The organism is Puia sp. (assembly GCF_036500295.1).
In the GTDB taxonomy this organism is placed as follows: domain Bacteria; phylum Bacteroidota; class Bacteroidia; order Chitinophagales; family Chitinophagaceae; genus Puia.
In genome coordinates, this window is sequence record NZ_DASYCH010000009.1 from 62,677 (window position 1) to 76,196 (window position 13,520).

19 protein-coding genes and 1 pseudogene are annotated in these 13,520 nt (G+C 54.9%); 8 read left to right on the forward strand and 12 right to left on the reverse strand.

Annotated elements, in window-relative coordinates:
- Window positions 1-71: 71 nt before the first annotated feature.
- Genes VGM48_RS03940 through VGM48_RS03950 form a run of 3 tightly spaced genes read right to left on the reverse strand, consistent with a single transcriptional unit; the run spans window position 72 to window position 1,641 of the window.
- A complete protein-coding gene (locus VGM48_RS03940; protein ID WP_331576416.1) occupies window positions 72-617 on the reverse strand; it encodes a DUF4256 domain-containing protein in 546 nt (181 codons plus the stop codon).
- Window positions 618-652: 35 nt separating this feature from the next.
- Window positions 653-1,207 carry a hypothetical protein gene (locus VGM48_RS03945; RefSeq protein WP_331576417.1) on the reverse strand — a complete coding sequence of 185 codons (555 nt, stop codon included), beginning with the start codon at window positions 1,205-1,207 and terminating at the stop codon, window positions 653-655.
- Window positions 1,204-1,641 carry a DoxX family membrane protein gene (locus tag VGM48_RS03950; protein WP_331576418.1) on the reverse strand — a complete coding sequence of 146 codons (438 nt, stop codon included), beginning with the start codon at window positions 1,639-1,641 and terminating at the stop codon, window positions 1,204-1,206. Before VGM48_RS03950 ends, VGM48_RS03945 begins: the two co-directional genes overlap by 4 nt.
- Before the next feature lie 94 nt (window positions 1,642-1,735).
- Between VGM48_RS03950 and VGM48_RS03955 the strand changes: the two genes are divergently transcribed.
- Together VGM48_RS03955 and VGM48_RS03960 are read left to right on the forward strand one after the other, a co-directional pair.
- On the forward strand, window positions 1,736-3,199 hold the full coding sequence (locus VGM48_RS03955) for a PLP-dependent aminotransferase family protein (protein WP_331576419.1): 1,464 nt from the start codon (window positions 1,736-1,738) through the stop codon (window positions 3,197-3,199).
- Window positions 3,200-3,282: 83 nt separating this feature from the next.
- Window positions 3,283-3,717, forward strand: coding sequence for a carboxymuconolactone decarboxylase family protein (locus tag VGM48_RS03960; RefSeq protein ID WP_331576420.1), 435 nt, complete (start codon window positions 3,283-3,285; stop codon window positions 3,715-3,717).
- An 8-nt stretch (window positions 3,718-3,725) separates the two neighbouring features.
- On the opposite strand, the gene VGM48_RS03965 is transcribed toward VGM48_RS03960, so the two are convergent.
- Window positions 3,726-4,028, reverse strand: coding sequence for a DUF1330 domain-containing protein (locus VGM48_RS03965; protein ID WP_331576421.1), 303 nt, complete (start codon window positions 4,026-4,028; stop codon window positions 3,726-3,728).
- Window positions 4,029-4,074: 46 nt separating this feature from the next.
- On the opposite strand from VGM48_RS03965, the gene VGM48_RS03970 reads away from it, so the two are divergent.
- Window positions 4,075-4,968, forward strand: coding sequence for a dienelactone hydrolase family protein (locus VGM48_RS03970; protein WP_331576422.1), 894 nt, complete (start codon window positions 4,075-4,077; stop codon window positions 4,966-4,968).
- A gap of 5 nt (window positions 4,969-4,973) precedes the next feature.
- Here the strand turns inward: VGM48_RS03970 and VGM48_RS03975 are convergent, their stop codons facing one another.
- Together VGM48_RS03975 and VGM48_RS03980 are read right to left on the reverse strand one after the other, a co-directional pair.
- Window positions 4,974-5,753 carry an NADPH-dependent F420 reductase gene (locus VGM48_RS03975; protein ID WP_414711245.1) on the reverse strand — a complete coding sequence of 260 codons (780 nt, stop codon included), beginning with the start codon at window positions 5,751-5,753 and terminating at the stop codon, window positions 4,974-4,976.
- Complete coding sequence (locus VGM48_RS03980; protein WP_331576424.1) at window positions 5,701-6,498, reverse strand: SDR family NAD(P)-dependent oxidoreductase; 798 nt, start codon at window positions 6,496-6,498, stop codon at window positions 5,701-5,703. Before VGM48_RS03980 ends, VGM48_RS03975 begins: the two co-directional genes overlap by 53 nt.
- Before the next feature lie 60 nt (window positions 6,499-6,558).
- Between VGM48_RS03980 and VGM48_RS03985 the strand changes: the two genes are divergently transcribed.
- Complete coding sequence (locus VGM48_RS03985) at window positions 6,559-7,218, forward strand: epimerase (protein WP_331576425.1); 660 nt, start codon at window positions 6,559-6,561, stop codon at window positions 7,216-7,218.
- Window positions 7,219-7,268: 50 nt separating this feature from the next.
- On the opposite strand, the gene VGM48_RS03990 is transcribed toward VGM48_RS03985, so the two are convergent.
- Genes VGM48_RS03990 through VGM48_RS04000 form a run of 3 tightly spaced genes read right to left on the reverse strand, consistent with a single transcriptional unit; the run spans window position 7,269 to window position 9,294 of the window.
- Window positions 7,269-7,931, reverse strand: a complete 663-nt coding sequence (locus VGM48_RS03990; protein ID WP_331576426.1) for a DUF1349 domain-containing protein — start codon at window positions 7,929-7,931, stop codon at window positions 7,269-7,271.
- A 39-nt stretch (window positions 7,932-7,970) separates the two neighbouring features.
- Complete coding sequence (locus VGM48_RS03995) at window positions 7,971-8,942, reverse strand: SRPBCC domain-containing protein (RefSeq protein ID WP_331576427.1); 972 nt, start codon at window positions 8,940-8,942, stop codon at window positions 7,971-7,973.
- 37 nt (window positions 8,943-8,979) lie between these two features.
- Window positions 8,980-9,294, reverse strand: a complete 315-nt coding sequence (locus VGM48_RS04000; RefSeq protein ID WP_331576428.1) for a metalloregulator ArsR/SmtB family transcription factor — start codon at window positions 9,292-9,294, stop codon at window positions 8,980-8,982.
- Between VGM48_RS04000 and VGM48_RS04005 the strand changes: the two are divergent.
- Window positions 9,249-9,673, forward strand: a pseudogene (locus VGM48_RS04005) (formylglycine-generating enzyme family protein); the annotation flags it as partial. The gene VGM48_RS04000 and the pseudogene VGM48_RS04005 sit on opposite strands and share 46 nt — an antisense overlap.
- Before the next feature lie 85 nt (window positions 9,674-9,758).
- Here the strand turns inward: VGM48_RS04005 and VGM48_RS04010 are convergent.
- Window positions 9,759-10,109, reverse strand: a complete 351-nt coding sequence (locus VGM48_RS04010) for a hypothetical protein (protein ID WP_331576430.1) — start codon at window positions 10,107-10,109, stop codon at window positions 9,759-9,761.
- 10 nt (window positions 10,110-10,119) lie between these two features.
- On the reverse strand, window positions 10,120-10,497 hold the full coding sequence (locus VGM48_RS04015; RefSeq protein ID WP_331576431.1) for a hypothetical protein: 378 nt from the start codon (window positions 10,495-10,497) through the stop codon (window positions 10,120-10,122).
- 56 nt (window positions 10,498-10,553) lie between these two features.
- Here VGM48_RS04015 and VGM48_RS04020 point away from each other — a divergent pair, with 56 nt between their 5' ends.
- Window positions 10,554-11,384: an N-acetylmuramoyl-L-alanine amidase gene (locus tag VGM48_RS04020; protein WP_331576432.1), complete on the forward strand. Its 831-nt coding sequence runs from the start codon at window positions 10,554-10,556 to the stop codon at window positions 11,382-11,384.
- Window positions 11,385-11,397: 13 nt separating this feature from the next.
- Here the strand turns inward: VGM48_RS04020 and VGM48_RS04025 are convergent, their stop codons facing one another.
- Window positions 11,398-12,093, reverse strand: coding sequence for a hypothetical protein (locus VGM48_RS04025; protein WP_331576433.1), 696 nt, complete (start codon window positions 12,091-12,093; stop codon window positions 11,398-11,400).
- 150 nt (window positions 12,094-12,243) lie between these two features.
- On the opposite strand from VGM48_RS04025, the gene VGM48_RS04030 reads away from it, so the two are divergent.
- Together VGM48_RS04030 and VGM48_RS04035 are read left to right on the forward strand one after the other, a co-directional pair.
- Complete coding sequence (locus tag VGM48_RS04030; RefSeq protein ID WP_331576434.1) at window positions 12,244-12,924, forward strand: DUF4331 family protein; 681 nt, start codon at window positions 12,244-12,246, stop codon at window positions 12,922-12,924.
- A 61-nt stretch (window positions 12,925-12,985) separates the two neighbouring features.
- Entirely contained in the window at window positions 12,986-13,504 is a 519-nt protein-coding gene (locus VGM48_RS04035) for a DUF4331 family protein (protein WP_331576435.1), read from the forward strand.
- Window positions 13,505-13,520: the final 16 nt, after the last annotated feature.

Consider the following 13,520-nt stretch of genomic DNA (forward strand, 5'->3'; position numbering starts at 1 on the left):
GTAAACTTACTTCACTTGACCGGGGAAATTGGGGGTCAATCGTTGAACAGGCAAAAACTGTCGTCGGGATCCTAGACCCTTAGCAGGCCGCGGAATCCCCGGGCTGCGAAGTAGGCGGAGGCGCCGTTGTGATAGATGAACACCTTGCCATACCGGCGATCGGCAAACAGGGCGCCGCCGAGTTTTCGGATGTCGGCAGGTGTTTGCACCCAGCTCGAGGTCTTCAAGTCGAAATCGCCGAGTTGCTGCAATTCCCGGTATTGTTCTTCCGTCAAGAGTTCGATACCCATGGCCGCCGCCAGATCGATTGCACTGTCTGCCGGTTTATGTTCCTTCCTTTCCTCCAGCCCATCCCGGTCGTAACAAAGGCTTCTGCGGCCTTTCGGCGTTTCCGCGGAGCAATCACAAAAGATGTACTCCTGCGTCTTTTTATCATATCCGATGACATCCGGTTCGCCACCTGTTTCTTCCATTTCATCCAGCGACCGGAGTTTTTCGGGAGCGGCCTCCAGCTTCGCCTGCACGGGGGCCCATACATGCGCCTTGTGGCGGCCCATATTCTTTTCAAAACGGGCTTGCAATACCTTGAACAGCTGTTCGTGTTGTTTGGAGGTCATGCTCAAAAATATTATATTTTCCTCATCGAAACGCCCTATCCGCCCATGTTTACGCTGACCCCGATCATCAGCCTTGACTTGTTGGTCTCGAAGTCATAAGCCGGCATGGACCAGACGGTTGTCGCCAATAGCGGGAGGTTGAATCTGAAATTGGGGCCGATCCCATGACCCCGCCAGGCGGTGAGGCCGGTGGTAAACCGGTTGGAATATTTGTGGAACAGGTTGATCTTGTACAAATAATTATCTTTTCCACTACCCACCTCCCCCCAGACAAGGAGGGATGTCTTCCCTTTCCCCCGCCAAAAGCTGGCCGCCCACCGGGGGCTATTGCTTCCATGCTCGATACCCGTGTATGCCCCAAGGATGATGTCGCCGGATACGGCGTAGTTGGCGCCGATGAGGGCCTGTCCCCATTTTTGTTCGACAAGACCAAAGAAGGCCAACGAGACCTTCTTTGTGATCTTTCGGATGGCAAAAATGTTTATGTTGGGTTCGACATAGCCGCCGGCGGTATATCGGCCGTAGGTCTCCAGTTGGGCCTGTGCTAAAAATGGCACAGCCGCCAACAAAAGTATAATTGTCTTTTTCATTTTTTAAAGTATGTATCGATGCTCCAATCGTAAACGGGGATCTTCGAGAGTAACAGGCTGGCTGAACAGATAATAAACACCGCGAAGTTTATCGGCGCCTTTATCCCTAAAAAGACCGTCATGGTCAGGGCAAAGACGAGGGTCAACAGGCAGCTGGCGATGGCGGCCATCCTTGTTTTGAATCCGATGATGAGTAAGATGCCGATGATCAGTTCCAGCGTTGTGGCGACGCCGCCCATGATATTGACCGCGGGTCTGTCCAGGAAGGGCATCAGCGTCCCGGTATAATCGATAAAGCTGTGCCAGTTGCCCCATTCGATATTTGGGGTCCCGAAGGGCCCGAGCAAACCGAGCCTGTCCGATACGGTGGTGAGAAAGCCCACGCCCAGTGCGAGGCGTAAGAGAAGTTGCGGCAGTTTGAGTGAGTTTGTCATAATCATTTTTTTTATCGTTAAGAATTTGTGATGTAAAATTAGTACCTTGCTGGACCATATTTATATACCAGATATTAGAAAATGACCAGCCCAGATGTTACCGTACAAATCATTGATCAAGGTTGACCGGAAGACGTCCATAAGCCTGCACATACAGGTTTGCAACACTTTTATCTCGCTGATCACCAATGGCACGTTAAAGCCATCGGACGCGCTGCCCGGGTCGCGCATCCTGGCGGAACTGATCGTTATAAACCGAAACACGGTAAAGCTGGCTTATGAAGAACTGATCAATCAGGGTTGGGCCGAATCGATCGAGCGAAAGGGAGTTTTCGTGCTGGCCCGGTTGCCGATCATCTCCCGGACCAGACTGCCTGAGGCCGGCAAAAGCAACGCTCCGCAAAAAGCCTTTTTATGGACCGACCATTTTGAGGATGCCCTGCCCGGCAAGGATCTTCAGAAGCCCACGCTCGCCATCGATGACGGGTTCCCCGATGTGCGCCTGGCGCCCGTCAATGAGCTGATGCGGGAGTATCGAAGTCTTTTCAGGAAGGTGTATGGGAAGAAATATCTGAAATATGGCGGCTCCCGGGGATCGGAACATCTTCGCGTCGCCATTTGCAACTATCTTTCCAATACCCGGGGATTGGTTGTTTCCGCCGACAATATCCTGATCACAAAAGGCAGCCAGATGGGGATCTACCTGGCCGCGCAGTTGCTGTTGCAGCCCGGCGATCCTATCGCCGTTGGGATATCGAACTATGGCTCCGCGGATGCGGCTTTCAGGTATACCGGGGCGAACCTTCTGCGGATTCCCGTGGACAGCCGGGGAATGAATGTCGATCACCTTGAAAAACTGCTAAAGCGGAAGAAGATAAAGGCGGTGTACATCATCCCGCATCATCACTTTCCGACAACCGTCACCATGAGTGTGGAGCGGCGGATGAAATTGTTGAATCTTGCCAAGGAACACCGTTTTGCGATCATCGAAGATGATTACGACTTTGACTTTCACTATGACAATAACCCGTACCTGCCCCTGGCGAGTATCGACCACAATCACAATGTGATCTATATCGGCTCCATCTCGAAGACTTTTGCTCCTGCCTTACGGATCGGGTTTATGGTCGGGCCCGCGGAGTTTATCCAATCGGCGTCCGCGTTAAGGGACCTGATCGATAAACAGGGAGACACCCTTCTGGAAGAGGCGTTTGCCCAGCTGTTTGACGACGGGGAGATGGAACGACATTTTCGCAAGTCGTTAAAGATCTATAAACAGCGCAGGGACCTTTTTTGCCAGATCCTCCGGGCCGATCTTGCCAAGGCGATAACCTTCAGGGTCCCGGAGGGCGGGCTCGCGGTGTGGGCTGAATTTGATAAAAAGATCGATCTGCACCGGATGTCGGAAGATGCTTCAAAAAAGGGCCTTTATATCGACAACGGGGATTTTTATAAGAATGAGGCTTTTGTCACCAATGCGATGCGGCTGGGCTTTGCATCGCTTACCGATAATGAAATGATCAAGGCGCTGGGCATCCTGAAAAAGATAATTTGTTAGGGCTACTGGGCCAGCCGATATTTTGGAACTGGGACATTCACCGGCGTGACCGGCGAACTAATTTTGGAGGATAAAAAATAGAAATGCAAACACGAATCAACATCGAAAAGACCGAGCCGGCAGGATACCGGGCCATTCTCGGGCTGGAGAAATTCATTGAAAGCACCCCGCTGACGAAAACGCACAAACATCTGATCAAGATCAGGTCGTCACAAATAAACGGCTGTGCCTATTGTATCGATATGCACACGAAGGAGGCGCGTAAAGCCGGTGAAACGGAGCAGCGGATCGATGCCCTCAGTGCCTGGCGCGACACGCCCTTCTTCTCAGAGGAAGAACGGGCTATATTGGCGCTGACCGAGGAAGTGACGCTTATCAGCGGTCATGTGGCGGACGACACCTATGCACAGGCCGCGAGTATCCTGGAAGAGACCTATCTGGCACAGGTGATCCTGGCAATTATCACCATCAATGCCTGGAACCGGATAGGCATCGCCACTAACCTGATCCCGGGATAAAAAGTAAGTTAGAGGGCAATTCCCTTTATTAAAACGATGCGGTCGACCGAAGCCTCTTTCAGGTGCAGAAACGCCGCTCTTTCCGGGTCTTTGCCAAAGGCCTCGAAATCCTTTTCTGCCTCGAAACTAACGAGATGGATCTCGTAGGGCGGGCTTCCTTCCCCGGCGATCAGGGCCCCGGCACCGGGGCGGATCCGCAGTAACAGTTGGCCGCCATAGCGGGCGATCAGCGGGATGGCCACCGCTTCAAAGGCGTCGAATTCCGTTTCTTTGCCCGGTTTGAGATAGATGAGCTGAGTTAGATAGATCATAATAATTAAACCTTAATATACTAACTTTAGCGAAAGCACAAGCCATATGATCAACGATACAATAAAAAAGGAAGACGTCAAACAGGAAGTCTTCGACCTGTATGACGCCTATGCGCATAGCCGCCTCAGCAGGAGGGATTTTATGGAAAAGCTCTCCCTTTACGCCGTTGGCGGTATTACGGTGACCGCGCTGATGAGTTTCCTGATGCCCGATTACCAGAACACCCTGCAGGTGAAGGCCGACGATCCGCGGTTGATAACGGAGACGATCACCTATTCCTCGCCAAAGGGCGGCGGCACGATGAAGGCCCAGTTATCCAAACCTGCCGATGCGAAGAAAAAGCTTGGCGGTGTCGTCGTTGTTCATGAGAACCGCGGGTTGAATCCCTACATCCAGGATGTGGGCCGGCGGCTGGCCGTGGCGGGATTTATCTCCATTGCTCCCGATGCCCTGACGCCTCTCGGCGGCTATCCGGGTGATGATGACAAAGGGCGGGAAATGCAGAGTAAAAGGGATAAGAACGAGATGCTGGAGGATTTTATCGCGGCCTTCGAGTACCTGAAAAAACACCCCGACTGTAATGGGAAAGTGGGAGTAGTGGGTTTCTGTTTTGGCGGCGGTATCGTCAACCTCATGGCCGAACGGTGTCCCGACCTGGCGGCTGGAGTGCCTTTCTATGGTGCGCAGCCACCCCTGGACCAGGTTGCCCAGATCAAGGCGCCGCTGCTCCTGCATTATGCGGGGCTGGACACGCGGATCACGGAGGGCTGGCCGGCTTATGAGAATGCGTTGAAAGAAAACAAGAAGGAATATACGGCCTATATCTATCCCAATGTCAACCACGGGTTCCATAACGATACCACGCCCCGGTTTGACAAGGCTGCCGCGGACCTGGCCTGGAGCCGGACCATCGAGTTCTTTACGCAAAAGTTGTCCTGAGCCCCCTAGCCTTTCCCGGCGGGCATCCTCAGCACTTTGAAAGCATGTACCCAGTCGTTACGCAAAAAGCCGGGGATGCACCAGAGGATACATAGCGGTTCGATGGCGCGGGCGGCGATGGCGGCGCCCATGTCATCCGTTTCCCAGCCGAATTTCGTCAGGATGTCCGTTACGGTCTTTCGCGCGGCGGCGTCGTCCCCGCAGATGAACATCGTTGGTGTTCCGCCGGGGAAGGCAGGTTTATACATGGAGGTGCTTCCCACGCTGTTGAACGCCTTTACGAGCCGCGCTTTCGGCAGCAGCCGCTGGGTACGTTCCATCGCCGAATCTTCCAGGGTGGTGAAGAATTTCAGTACCCCGCCGACGGGTTCTCCCTTTGCTATCGGGTTGGTGGCATCGATCACGATCTTACCGGAGAAATTGTCCGCCCCTGCAAGACCCACCACCTCTTCGACGGCGGAGCCGGGACAGGCCAGGACGAGCATCTCCCCGAATTTTGCGGTCTCCGCGAAACTGCCGATCCCGGTGCCGGGGTGAGCCTGCTTCCATTTTACGAGTTCGTCTTTGTTTACGTTGCGGGTGCCCAGCATGACGTCATACCCTTCTTTGGCGAAACCTTCGCCGAGGGCCTGACCGACCTCTGCCGACCCGAGGATCCCGATTTTCATATGATTTGTTTTAGAACATGAATTTACTGAAAACGGGTAGGGGCATTTGGGTGGGGCTGTTTGCTTATATCCTTGCCATCCGGTAGTTGAGTCCTGCCGTCGTCCCGCCGGTGACATCGACGGTGACCCCGGTGATCATCCGGGCCAGATCCGAGGCGAGGAATACGGCGGTGTTGGCGATATCGGCCATCAGGGGAAGCCTTTTCAGCATCGTGTCCCCTTCCATCTGGTTGATGACCGGCGCCATCATCTCCGGGTGACTATCGATATTCGATTTAAAGACATGCGAGTCGGGTGAGCCGCCGCTGCGGATATTGACGACGCGGATGCCGTAGATGCCCAGTTCGGCCGCGAGGTTCCGGGAGAAGCTTTCCATCGCGGAACAGGCCGGTGCAAATCCGCCTGTCAGGGGATAACCGATCCCGCCGGGTGTCGCCGTTAGCGAAAGGATGACCCCGCTTCGTTGTCGGATCATCGTTTTAGCCGTAAGGGTGGCCGTGAGAAAACGGGTCCGCATCGTTTGCGTAATTGGCTCGACGAAGTCTTCCACGGAAATATCGACCAGGGGAATATTCTGTACGACATCAACACCTACTGCGTTGAAGGAGATGTCGACTGTTCCGGCCTTTTTCACCACCGATTCGAGATGACTGAAGACGGCTGCTTTGTCGAAGGCATCGACGACCGCGGTCTCTTCCTTGCCGCCGGCGGCATGGATCTCGCCGGCGATCTTGCGGACGGAGTCGATGCGGTGGCCGGTGAGGAATACGTTGGCGCCCGCAGCGGCAAGGGCTTTGGCGACAGCGCCCCCGAGGGAACCGCCGGCGCCGTAAACGATCGCGTTTTTGTTTTGAAGGTTCATATGGTTTTGCAAGATTAAGGCTACCTTTCGCAGGTATTCGCTTTTTTAAAGGTAAGACTTATGAAGATCAAAGCAATCATCACCGGGGCTACCGGCATGGTCGGCGAAGGCGTTTTGCTCGAGTGCCTGGATCATCCCGATGTGGAGCAGGTGCTGGTGATCAACCGAAAGCCGGGCGGCCGGAGTCATCCCAAACTGCGGGAGGTGATCCACGCCGATTTTTTTCATCTCGAACCGATCGAATCCCAACTCGCGGGCTATAACGCCTGCTTTTTTTGTCTTGGGATATCTTCGGTCGGGATCAGCAAGGAAGAATACCGGCGCATCACCTTCGATCTGACCCTGCATGCCGGGGAGATCATGGCGAGGCAAAACCCCGCGATGACCTTTTGTTATGTATCGGGCGCCAGTACGGACAGCAGCGAGAAGGGCCGGGTCGCCTGGGCGCGGGTAAAAGGAGCGACGGAGAACGCTTTGATGCGCTTGTTTCCTAACGGCTATATGTTCCGGCCCGGGATGATGAAGGCGACACCGGGTCAGCAAAACCTGAAAAGCTGGTACCGGTATCTTGCCTGGCTCTATCCCGTTGTCCATGCGCTCTACCCTGCCGGAACCTGCACGCTCCGGGAGGTGGGGCAGGCGATGATCAACGTGGTGATCAAAGGCTATCCGAAGAAGATCATGGAGGTAAGGGATATCGTCGCAGCAGCACAAGGTTGAGCGGGGCTATTCGCGGGCATGAACGACGCGATTCGTGAGCCTGAGCGGGGCTATTCCCCGAGGTAGGGATCGGCGATCTTTTTGGTTGAATAATGGATATCGGAAAAGAACACCTTACAACTTTTTCCCGTTGGCGATTGTGCCAGGAATCCCAGTTTTAGCGGCTTTCGGCTATCGAACACCAAGTGCCGGACGAGGAACCAGTTGCGGCCTTCCCGCGAATAATACAGCGTGATCACATTTCCGGCCTTCGCGATCTTGTAGTGGATCGTATCGGCTGCGGCTGCAGCCGAATTGCAGTCGTCCGAGATGCCTTTTGTAACGACGCTGACCACCCGCTTCCGACCGGTATAGTCCTTCTCGAAACAAAATTTTATCCAGTTGAGCGAGTCGGCTTTCAGGACGATCGCGCCGCCGTCCCATTTGCCGGCAAAGACATGATGGATCGCGACGGTCAGCACAAAATTGCTGTCGGCGAGGAACAGCAGCTTGGGCGCGTTGTCGGTATTGTAGGTGACATTGGGATCGCGGAACATATCGGTCTTCTCCCCTGCTTCGATCATCAGCCGGCCGTTGGCGGCTTCAAAATGGACCGGCGTGTTCTCCCAATACAGCGGCCGGGGGATGGCGGGCAGGTGCACCGGTTCCCGGGATTGAGCCATGAGGAGAACAGGAGACAGCAACAGGCTGGCAAGACAGAGTAGCGACCTCATAAAGACTGTTTCCTTAAACTTACGAAAAATCGGTGAGGGTTATTTACGACCGCCGTAAAACCGATCGCCCACCAGGTTCAGCTGGATACCAAACTCCAGCCAGGCCTTCGCACCGGCCAGCACCCAGCAGAACCCGCTTGCCGAGTCCGTGACCATCTGTTGGACCTTATCCTCGTCGCCGGTAAAGCCATCCATGACGATGCTGACAAAGGTAAGCCCCGTTTCCACGGGCTGGAAGGTCCATTCCACCCTTGTCCGGGCATCGTCTGTCCCCCACTCTATCTCGATCTTTTTATCGGGGACCAGGTCTTTTACAAAAACCCGCGAGGTCAAATTGTACATATCCCAGATCCAATTGACGGTCTTGCCTTTTTCCAGCCGGCCGGTGCTGCGTGTGAACCAGAATTTGGTGATGATGTCCGCATCGGTGAAGGCCTCGAAGGTTTCGGCCACGGGCTTACGGATGAGCATCCCCGTCTCCGCGGCGGGATGTTGCTGTTTCCGGTACCGTTCTTCCACCAGGGCCCATTGCCGCCAGAAATTGGGCGGGGTCTGGCCGGTGAAACGGGCGGTCAGGATATCGAGATGCGTATGCCAGCCGGTTGTGTTATTTCCCCGGGTTGCTGCATCGGCCGGAAGCTTCCGGTGGGTGAGCAGCAGCACGACCTCGTCGCCATCCGGCTCCAGTTCGAAGGTCACCTCGGACCCGCCTTCCCAGGTGAACGAGAGTAAATGGGGTGGATCGATCTTCAACACTTTGCCCGTAAAAGAATGGCCTGCCTCCATGGCCCTGAATTTCTCCGGCGGAGCACCGGCTTCTGGGCTCAGGTCGCTATGATGAAACAGGAGGTTGACCTTGCCGCCCTCGAAGAGCTCCATTTCACCGGTCGCGAGCCATTTGCCGCGTTTTTCCGATTCCGTCAAAAAGGCCCATACTCTTTCGAGCGGGCCGGGTAGCCGGCGTTCGAAGTAAAGCGTATCCGGCGTGATCATTTTTCCCAGGGATGCCATATACAATATTTAAAGTAGTGATTGAGATGATATTAGTTTATTCGTTCTTGTTCAATAAATTCTGTAGGGTGTCCAGCCGGCTATTCCAGAACACCCTGTATTGCTCCGCCCATTTCGCCACCTCTTCCAAAGCGGTCAGGCGGGCGGTGCAATGCCGTTGGCGCCCATGTTTTACGACCACGACCAGGCCGCATTCCGTCAGGATGCGCATGTGTTTGGAAACGGCGGGCTGGCTCATCCTGAAGTTCTCGGCTACCGTATTCAGGGTGAGGGTCTGGCCTGCCAGCAGGCCGATAATGGCCCGGCGTGTCGGGTCTGCGATGGCCTGGAAAACATCTCTTCTCGCTTTCATGCAATGGGTTTAAATACAAAACCGAATGGTTTACTAAAGTTATAGGTAACCATTCGGTTTACAAAATTTATTTGCTTTTCGCTTTTCGGCGGAAAGCAATAATCAAATGGCTTCGCGACAGCACCGCCTCCTGGCGCTGGCCCAACGGTAAAAGCCGGGGCGGCATCGAAAAGCGGCTGGACCATCCTGTCACCACGATCAGCTACCGCGATGTCCAGGCCTACTGTGCCTGGGCCGGGGTCCGGCTGCCCACGCTGGAAGAATGGGAGGTTGCCTGCCGGTCGGCAGTTTCAAGCCCAATCCCTGGGGGCTGTACGATGTGTACGGGAATGTTTTCGAGTTTTGCAGCGGCAAGCTCTCTCCTACCGAACATCCCGGGCTTGCTCATGCCCGCGGCGGCTCCTGGTGGTGCAGCCGGAATTCGTGTCGCTCGTCCGCTGATCGAATTTCCTGGTGGATAGCCGCTACTTCGCCGGTGCGGGCCGCGCATGTCTTGGCTCATAGACGCCGATCGTGCCGCCACCCGGCAGGGTCAGGGCCGTCAGCAGCCCCCAACGCTGGTCCCGGACCTCGCTGCACGCGACACCTTTTTCGGCCATCTCCCGGACGAAGGCCTGGATATCGTCGCACATCAGGTAGAGTTCGTGCTTGCCGTTTTCCTCGGCGGGATGGAAAGCCACCTCGGCCGGCGGCAACCCGAAGATGAGCCAGCCATTGCCGACATCGACGTTCGTCAGTTTCAGTACGTCGCGAAAGAAGGCGATGTCCGCCTCCGCATTCTCGCTGTAAATAATGGTGTGTGCGCCTGTGATCATGGTTTGGGTTTTATGGTGCCTTCCTCCACTTCGTATTGGGCAGCGCGCCGGCCCGGCCGTCGCAGGGATCGTCTATCAGCACGAACTTGAGCAGATCGTCCGCCTGTGACATCTTGTATCTGCCCGTCATACTGGGGCAGGCATACTCGCCGTCATAATCGGTCAGCGAGAGGGTGTCGCCGGAGAGCTTGCAGACGGAACGGACAACGACCGCCCCCGTCGCATTGGTGACAAAAGAAGTGTCGGTCTTGATATGCAGCACCAGCGTGTCGTTTACCGGGTCGGCGATAAAGGCCTTCCAGTTGGTATTGACAAGGGATTGCGCATCGGCCCGCGACCTAGCGCCGGCCGCCACGAAAAGCATAAGCAGGATAGTAAGGTGTTTCATCATCTTGGTTTTGAATAGGAAAATACGCTATCTTGTACCCTTTACAAAAATTTTCTATGTTTCTCCTGTATTTTATCCGCAAACCCTGGCTGCCGCTGTGTGGCCTTTTCGTGCTCGCGGCCTGTACGGTCAACCCCTATAAGTCCGCCAACAGATCCTACCGGAAACAGGCCCGGCAGTACGCCCGGGCCATCGGCGAGCACCCGCTTCCCACCGGCGCCGACTCCGTGCCAGCCGCACCCTACTGGGTCGGCACTACCAACTTCAACCTCCGCAAACCGAATTTTGTCATCATCCACCATACCGCGCAGAACAGCTGTCCGCAGACCCTGCAAACCTTCACCATGACCCGTACCCAGGTGAGTGCGCACTATGTCATCTGCCGCGACGGCACGGTTTACCACATGCTGAACGACTACCTCCGCGCCTGGCAGGCCGGGGCCAGTAAATGGGGAAATATCACCGACGTCAATTCCATCTCTATTGGCATCGAACTCGATAACAACGGCTTCGAACCCTTCCCGCCTGAACAGATCAACAGCCTTCTCCACCTGCTGACGAGGCTGAAGAAGAGCTATAACATCCCCGCTGCGAATTTCATCGGTCACGGCGACATCGCCCCCACCCGAAAGGACGACCCCAGTAGCTTCTTTCCCTGGAGAAACCTCGCGGATAGCGGCTTCGGGCTCTGGTACACGGACACTACCAGCATAACGCTTCCTCAGGACTTCAACTCGCTGACGGCACTCCGGCTTATCGGCTATGATGTAAGGGACAGCAGCGCCGCCGCGATGGCCTTCAAGCGGCATTTTGAACAGGACACCACCCGGATCTGGGGACTGCCGGAAGAGAAGGTGCTCTATTCGCTGTATCGTCAATATCAGTAAGATCGAGAGAGCCTCATTGCCTCAACAAAACCTGCAGCTTCGCGGCCATAGCGTCCATGCCCGTATACAAGGATTGTAATTCCTTTCGTTTCGCTACCCGCGACTCCACTTGGTTCCGGAACTGGACATTTGCAGCCAAAGCCTTGATCCCGCCGGGATTTCGGAAGATTGGTGCGTCGTCAGACCCGTCCATGGCAAACCATTGCAGGAAGTACGCTGCATTCACTTCGATCGTTGCCTGCTGCTCGGCTTCCTGTATTCGATGCAAGTTTTCTGCCTTGCTATAGTAAGAGAATAGCAGCCAATTGAGCGTGACGTCCTTTATCAAGTGGATGTTGCCGGAGCTTTTCAGGTTGGAAAAGGTAGCGTCGTGCGCAAGGAAATTGGGACGTTCCAGCAATTTTCGGACGTCCTCATTAATCCGGGCCGGCGGCAACGCATGGCCATCCGGGTCTTTCACAAACTGCCGAATCTCCTCACCCTGGCGCAACAGGCTGTCCGTAGACAAAACTGCATAATGCAGAGAGCTCCGGTCGGACTCAATATCCGCGGCGAGGTTGCCCAGCAAATGCAGGACGCGGTTCTTTTTCCGGGGTGCCGGCGCGGTTGCAGCCTTTGCGTCCGATGCGTCTACCGAAGCAACGGCGCCTGCATCGTTTGTCTTTTCCATTTCTTTTATACGTTCTTCCATAAGTCTGAGCCAGGACATAGACCTTCAAATTACAAATTTCTTTTAGATCTGCAATCCGAACGAAATATACGCCCGTATATGATTGTCGAAGACTATCCAGCAATACCCTCTCCATACCTGTAAGTCCGCGCGGGAATTCTCTATTTATCATTATTAACACAAATTAAAATGAAACGAAAAAAACTCGTGCTCATGGTGGCATGTGCTGTCCTTATCGTCGGGGGTATCCTCTACGCCGCCGACCATATCGATGCACCGGCCGTAAAAGGTCAGCCGGCCGATATCACGGACCTTTATGTTTTTCAGGGAAAGAACAGCGACAATCTCGTCTTCGTCGGCAACTCGCAAGGCTTGCTCTCGCCGGGCGCAAGCGGTGCGGCATCTTTCAATGCCAACACGCTTATCCAGTTCAAGATCGACAACAATGGCGATAATGTGGAGGACCTTGTCATCCAGGCCATTTACCAGGATGGTAAAGTCAATTTTTTCGGGCTCTGCCGGCCTTCCTATACGGGCCTCCGCAGTAAGATCGAAAAGGGTAACTTCCTCGGCTCGGTGGCAGTGACGCCCTATGCGTCACACACTCCTATTGTGGCGACGGGTTCTTATGGGATCAGGTTCTTTGCCGGACCGCGCGATGATCCTTTCTTCTTCGATCTCGACCAGTTTCACCGGATCACCGGCGGCATGGCGACCAGCTTCAACAACCCGGGTATCGACGCCTTTGCGGGGACAAATGTCCTGAGCATTATTGTTGAAGTTCCCAAATCGCTCCTGCATGCCCAAAAAGGAACCATCGGGACCTGGCTAACTTCCAGCACCACCGAAGCCAGCGGCGGCGCCATGTGACGGATGTCTTGATCCGTGAAAAAACCTGTCCTGTTCAATCAAAATTTAAAAACAGTTGATCATGAAACTAAAGAATGTTCTTTTAGTGCTGACGACGCTTGCCTGTCTGGCTTCCTGCCGGAAGCAAACTCCGACGCCGCCCTCCCCTTTCTTTGATCAGGCGGACCAGATGGCCCGGCCGGCGATAAACACGGTCTTTATCGGCGCTCCCGACAAGGATAAGTTCAATCAGACCATCCCCGGAAAGATGGCCGCGGCATTCGGCTCGGAGATGAAATCCATCCTGCTGGCGTTGAACCCCGGCTATACCACCAATCTGCTCGGACTAACCGCCGACCAGTTCATCGGGGTCCTCTCCACGGACGTGCTGAATGTTGCGACCACCGGCCCCACGACCTTCTACGACGGCACCCATGTGCTGACGGGAAGAGCCCTGGGCGATGACGTCATCGATGTCGAGCTTACGCTGGTTTTCGGCGGTCCGGATGGCAAGGTGAATCCCGGCCTGACCAGCGATCATGTCAATGGGAACGACGTCCCGTTCCTCACTGAATTTCCATATCTTGCCCAGCCTCATTGATTCTGTCATTCAATGA

What these genes read in the sequence shown, in the direction of transcription:
- VGM48_RS03955 (WP_331576419.1), top strand. Translation starts at nt 1,736, where the DNA reads ATGTTACCGTACAAATCATTGATCAAGGTTGACCGGAAGACGTCCATA.
- VGM48_RS04000 (WP_331576428.1), bottom strand. Translation starts at nt 9,294, where the DNA reads ATGAAAGCGAGAAGAGATGTTTTCCAGGCCATCGCAGACCCGACACGC.
- VGM48_RS04015 (WP_331576431.1), bottom strand. Translation starts at nt 10,497, where the DNA reads ATGAAACACCTTACTATCCTGCTTATGCTTTTCGTGGCGGCCGGCGCT.
- VGM48_RS04030 (WP_331576434.1), top strand. Translation starts at nt 12,244, where the DNA reads ATGAAACGAAAAAAACTCGTGCTCATGGTGGCATGTGCTGTCCTTATC.
- VGM48_RS03965 (WP_331576421.1), bottom strand. Translation starts at nt 4,028, where the DNA reads ATGATCTATCTAACTCAGCTCATCTATCTCAAACCGGGCAAAGAAACG.
- VGM48_RS04035 (WP_331576435.1), top strand. Translation starts at nt 12,986, where the DNA reads ATGAAACTAAAGAATGTTCTTTTAGTGCTGACGACGCTTGCCTGTCTG.
- VGM48_RS03970 (WP_331576422.1), top strand. Translation starts at nt 4,075, where the DNA reads ATGATCAACGATACAATAAAAAAGGAAGACGTCAAACAGGAAGTCTTC.
- VGM48_RS04025 (WP_331576433.1), bottom strand. Translation starts at nt 12,093, where the DNA reads ATGTCCTGGCTCAGACTTATGGAAGAACGTATAAAAGAAATGGAAAAG.
- VGM48_RS03985 (WP_331576425.1), top strand. Translation starts at nt 6,559, where the DNA reads ATGAAGATCAAAGCAATCATCACCGGGGCTACCGGCATGGTCGGCGAA.
- VGM48_RS03940 (WP_331576416.1), bottom strand. Translation starts at nt 617, where the DNA reads ATGACCTCCAAACAACACGAACAGCTGTTCAAGGTATTGCAAGCCCGT.
- VGM48_RS03975 (WP_414711245.1), bottom strand. Translation starts at nt 5,753, where the DNA reads ATGTCACCGGCGGGACGACGGCAGGACTCAACTACCGGATGGCAAGGA.
- VGM48_RS04010 (WP_331576430.1), bottom strand. Translation starts at nt 10,109, where the DNA reads ATGATCACAGGCGCACACACCATTATTTACAGCGAGAATGCGGAGGCG.
- VGM48_RS03960 (WP_331576420.1), top strand. Translation starts at nt 3,283, where the DNA reads ATGCAAACACGAATCAACATCGAAAAGACCGAGCCGGCAGGATACCGG.
- VGM48_RS04020 (WP_331576432.1), top strand. Translation starts at nt 10,554, where the DNA reads ATGTTTCTCCTGTATTTTATCCGCAAACCCTGGCTGCCGCTGTGTGGC.
- VGM48_RS03995 (WP_331576427.1), bottom strand. Translation starts at nt 8,942, where the DNA reads ATGGCATCCCTGGGAAAAATGATCACGCCGGATACGCTTTACTTCGAA.
- VGM48_RS03980 (WP_331576424.1), bottom strand. Translation starts at nt 6,498, where the DNA reads ATGAACCTTCAAAACAAAAACGCGATCGTTTACGGCGCCGGCGGTTCC.
- VGM48_RS03950 (WP_331576418.1), bottom strand. Translation starts at nt 1,641, where the DNA reads ATGACAAACTCACTCAAACTGCCGCAACTTCTCTTACGCCTCGCACTG.
- VGM48_RS03990 (WP_331576426.1), bottom strand. Translation starts at nt 7,931, where the DNA reads ATGAGGTCGCTACTCTGTCTTGCCAGCCTGTTGCTGTCTCCTGTTCTC.
- VGM48_RS03945 (WP_331576417.1), bottom strand. Translation starts at nt 1,207, where the DNA reads ATGAAAAAGACAATTATACTTTTGTTGGCGGCTGTGCCATTTTTAGCA.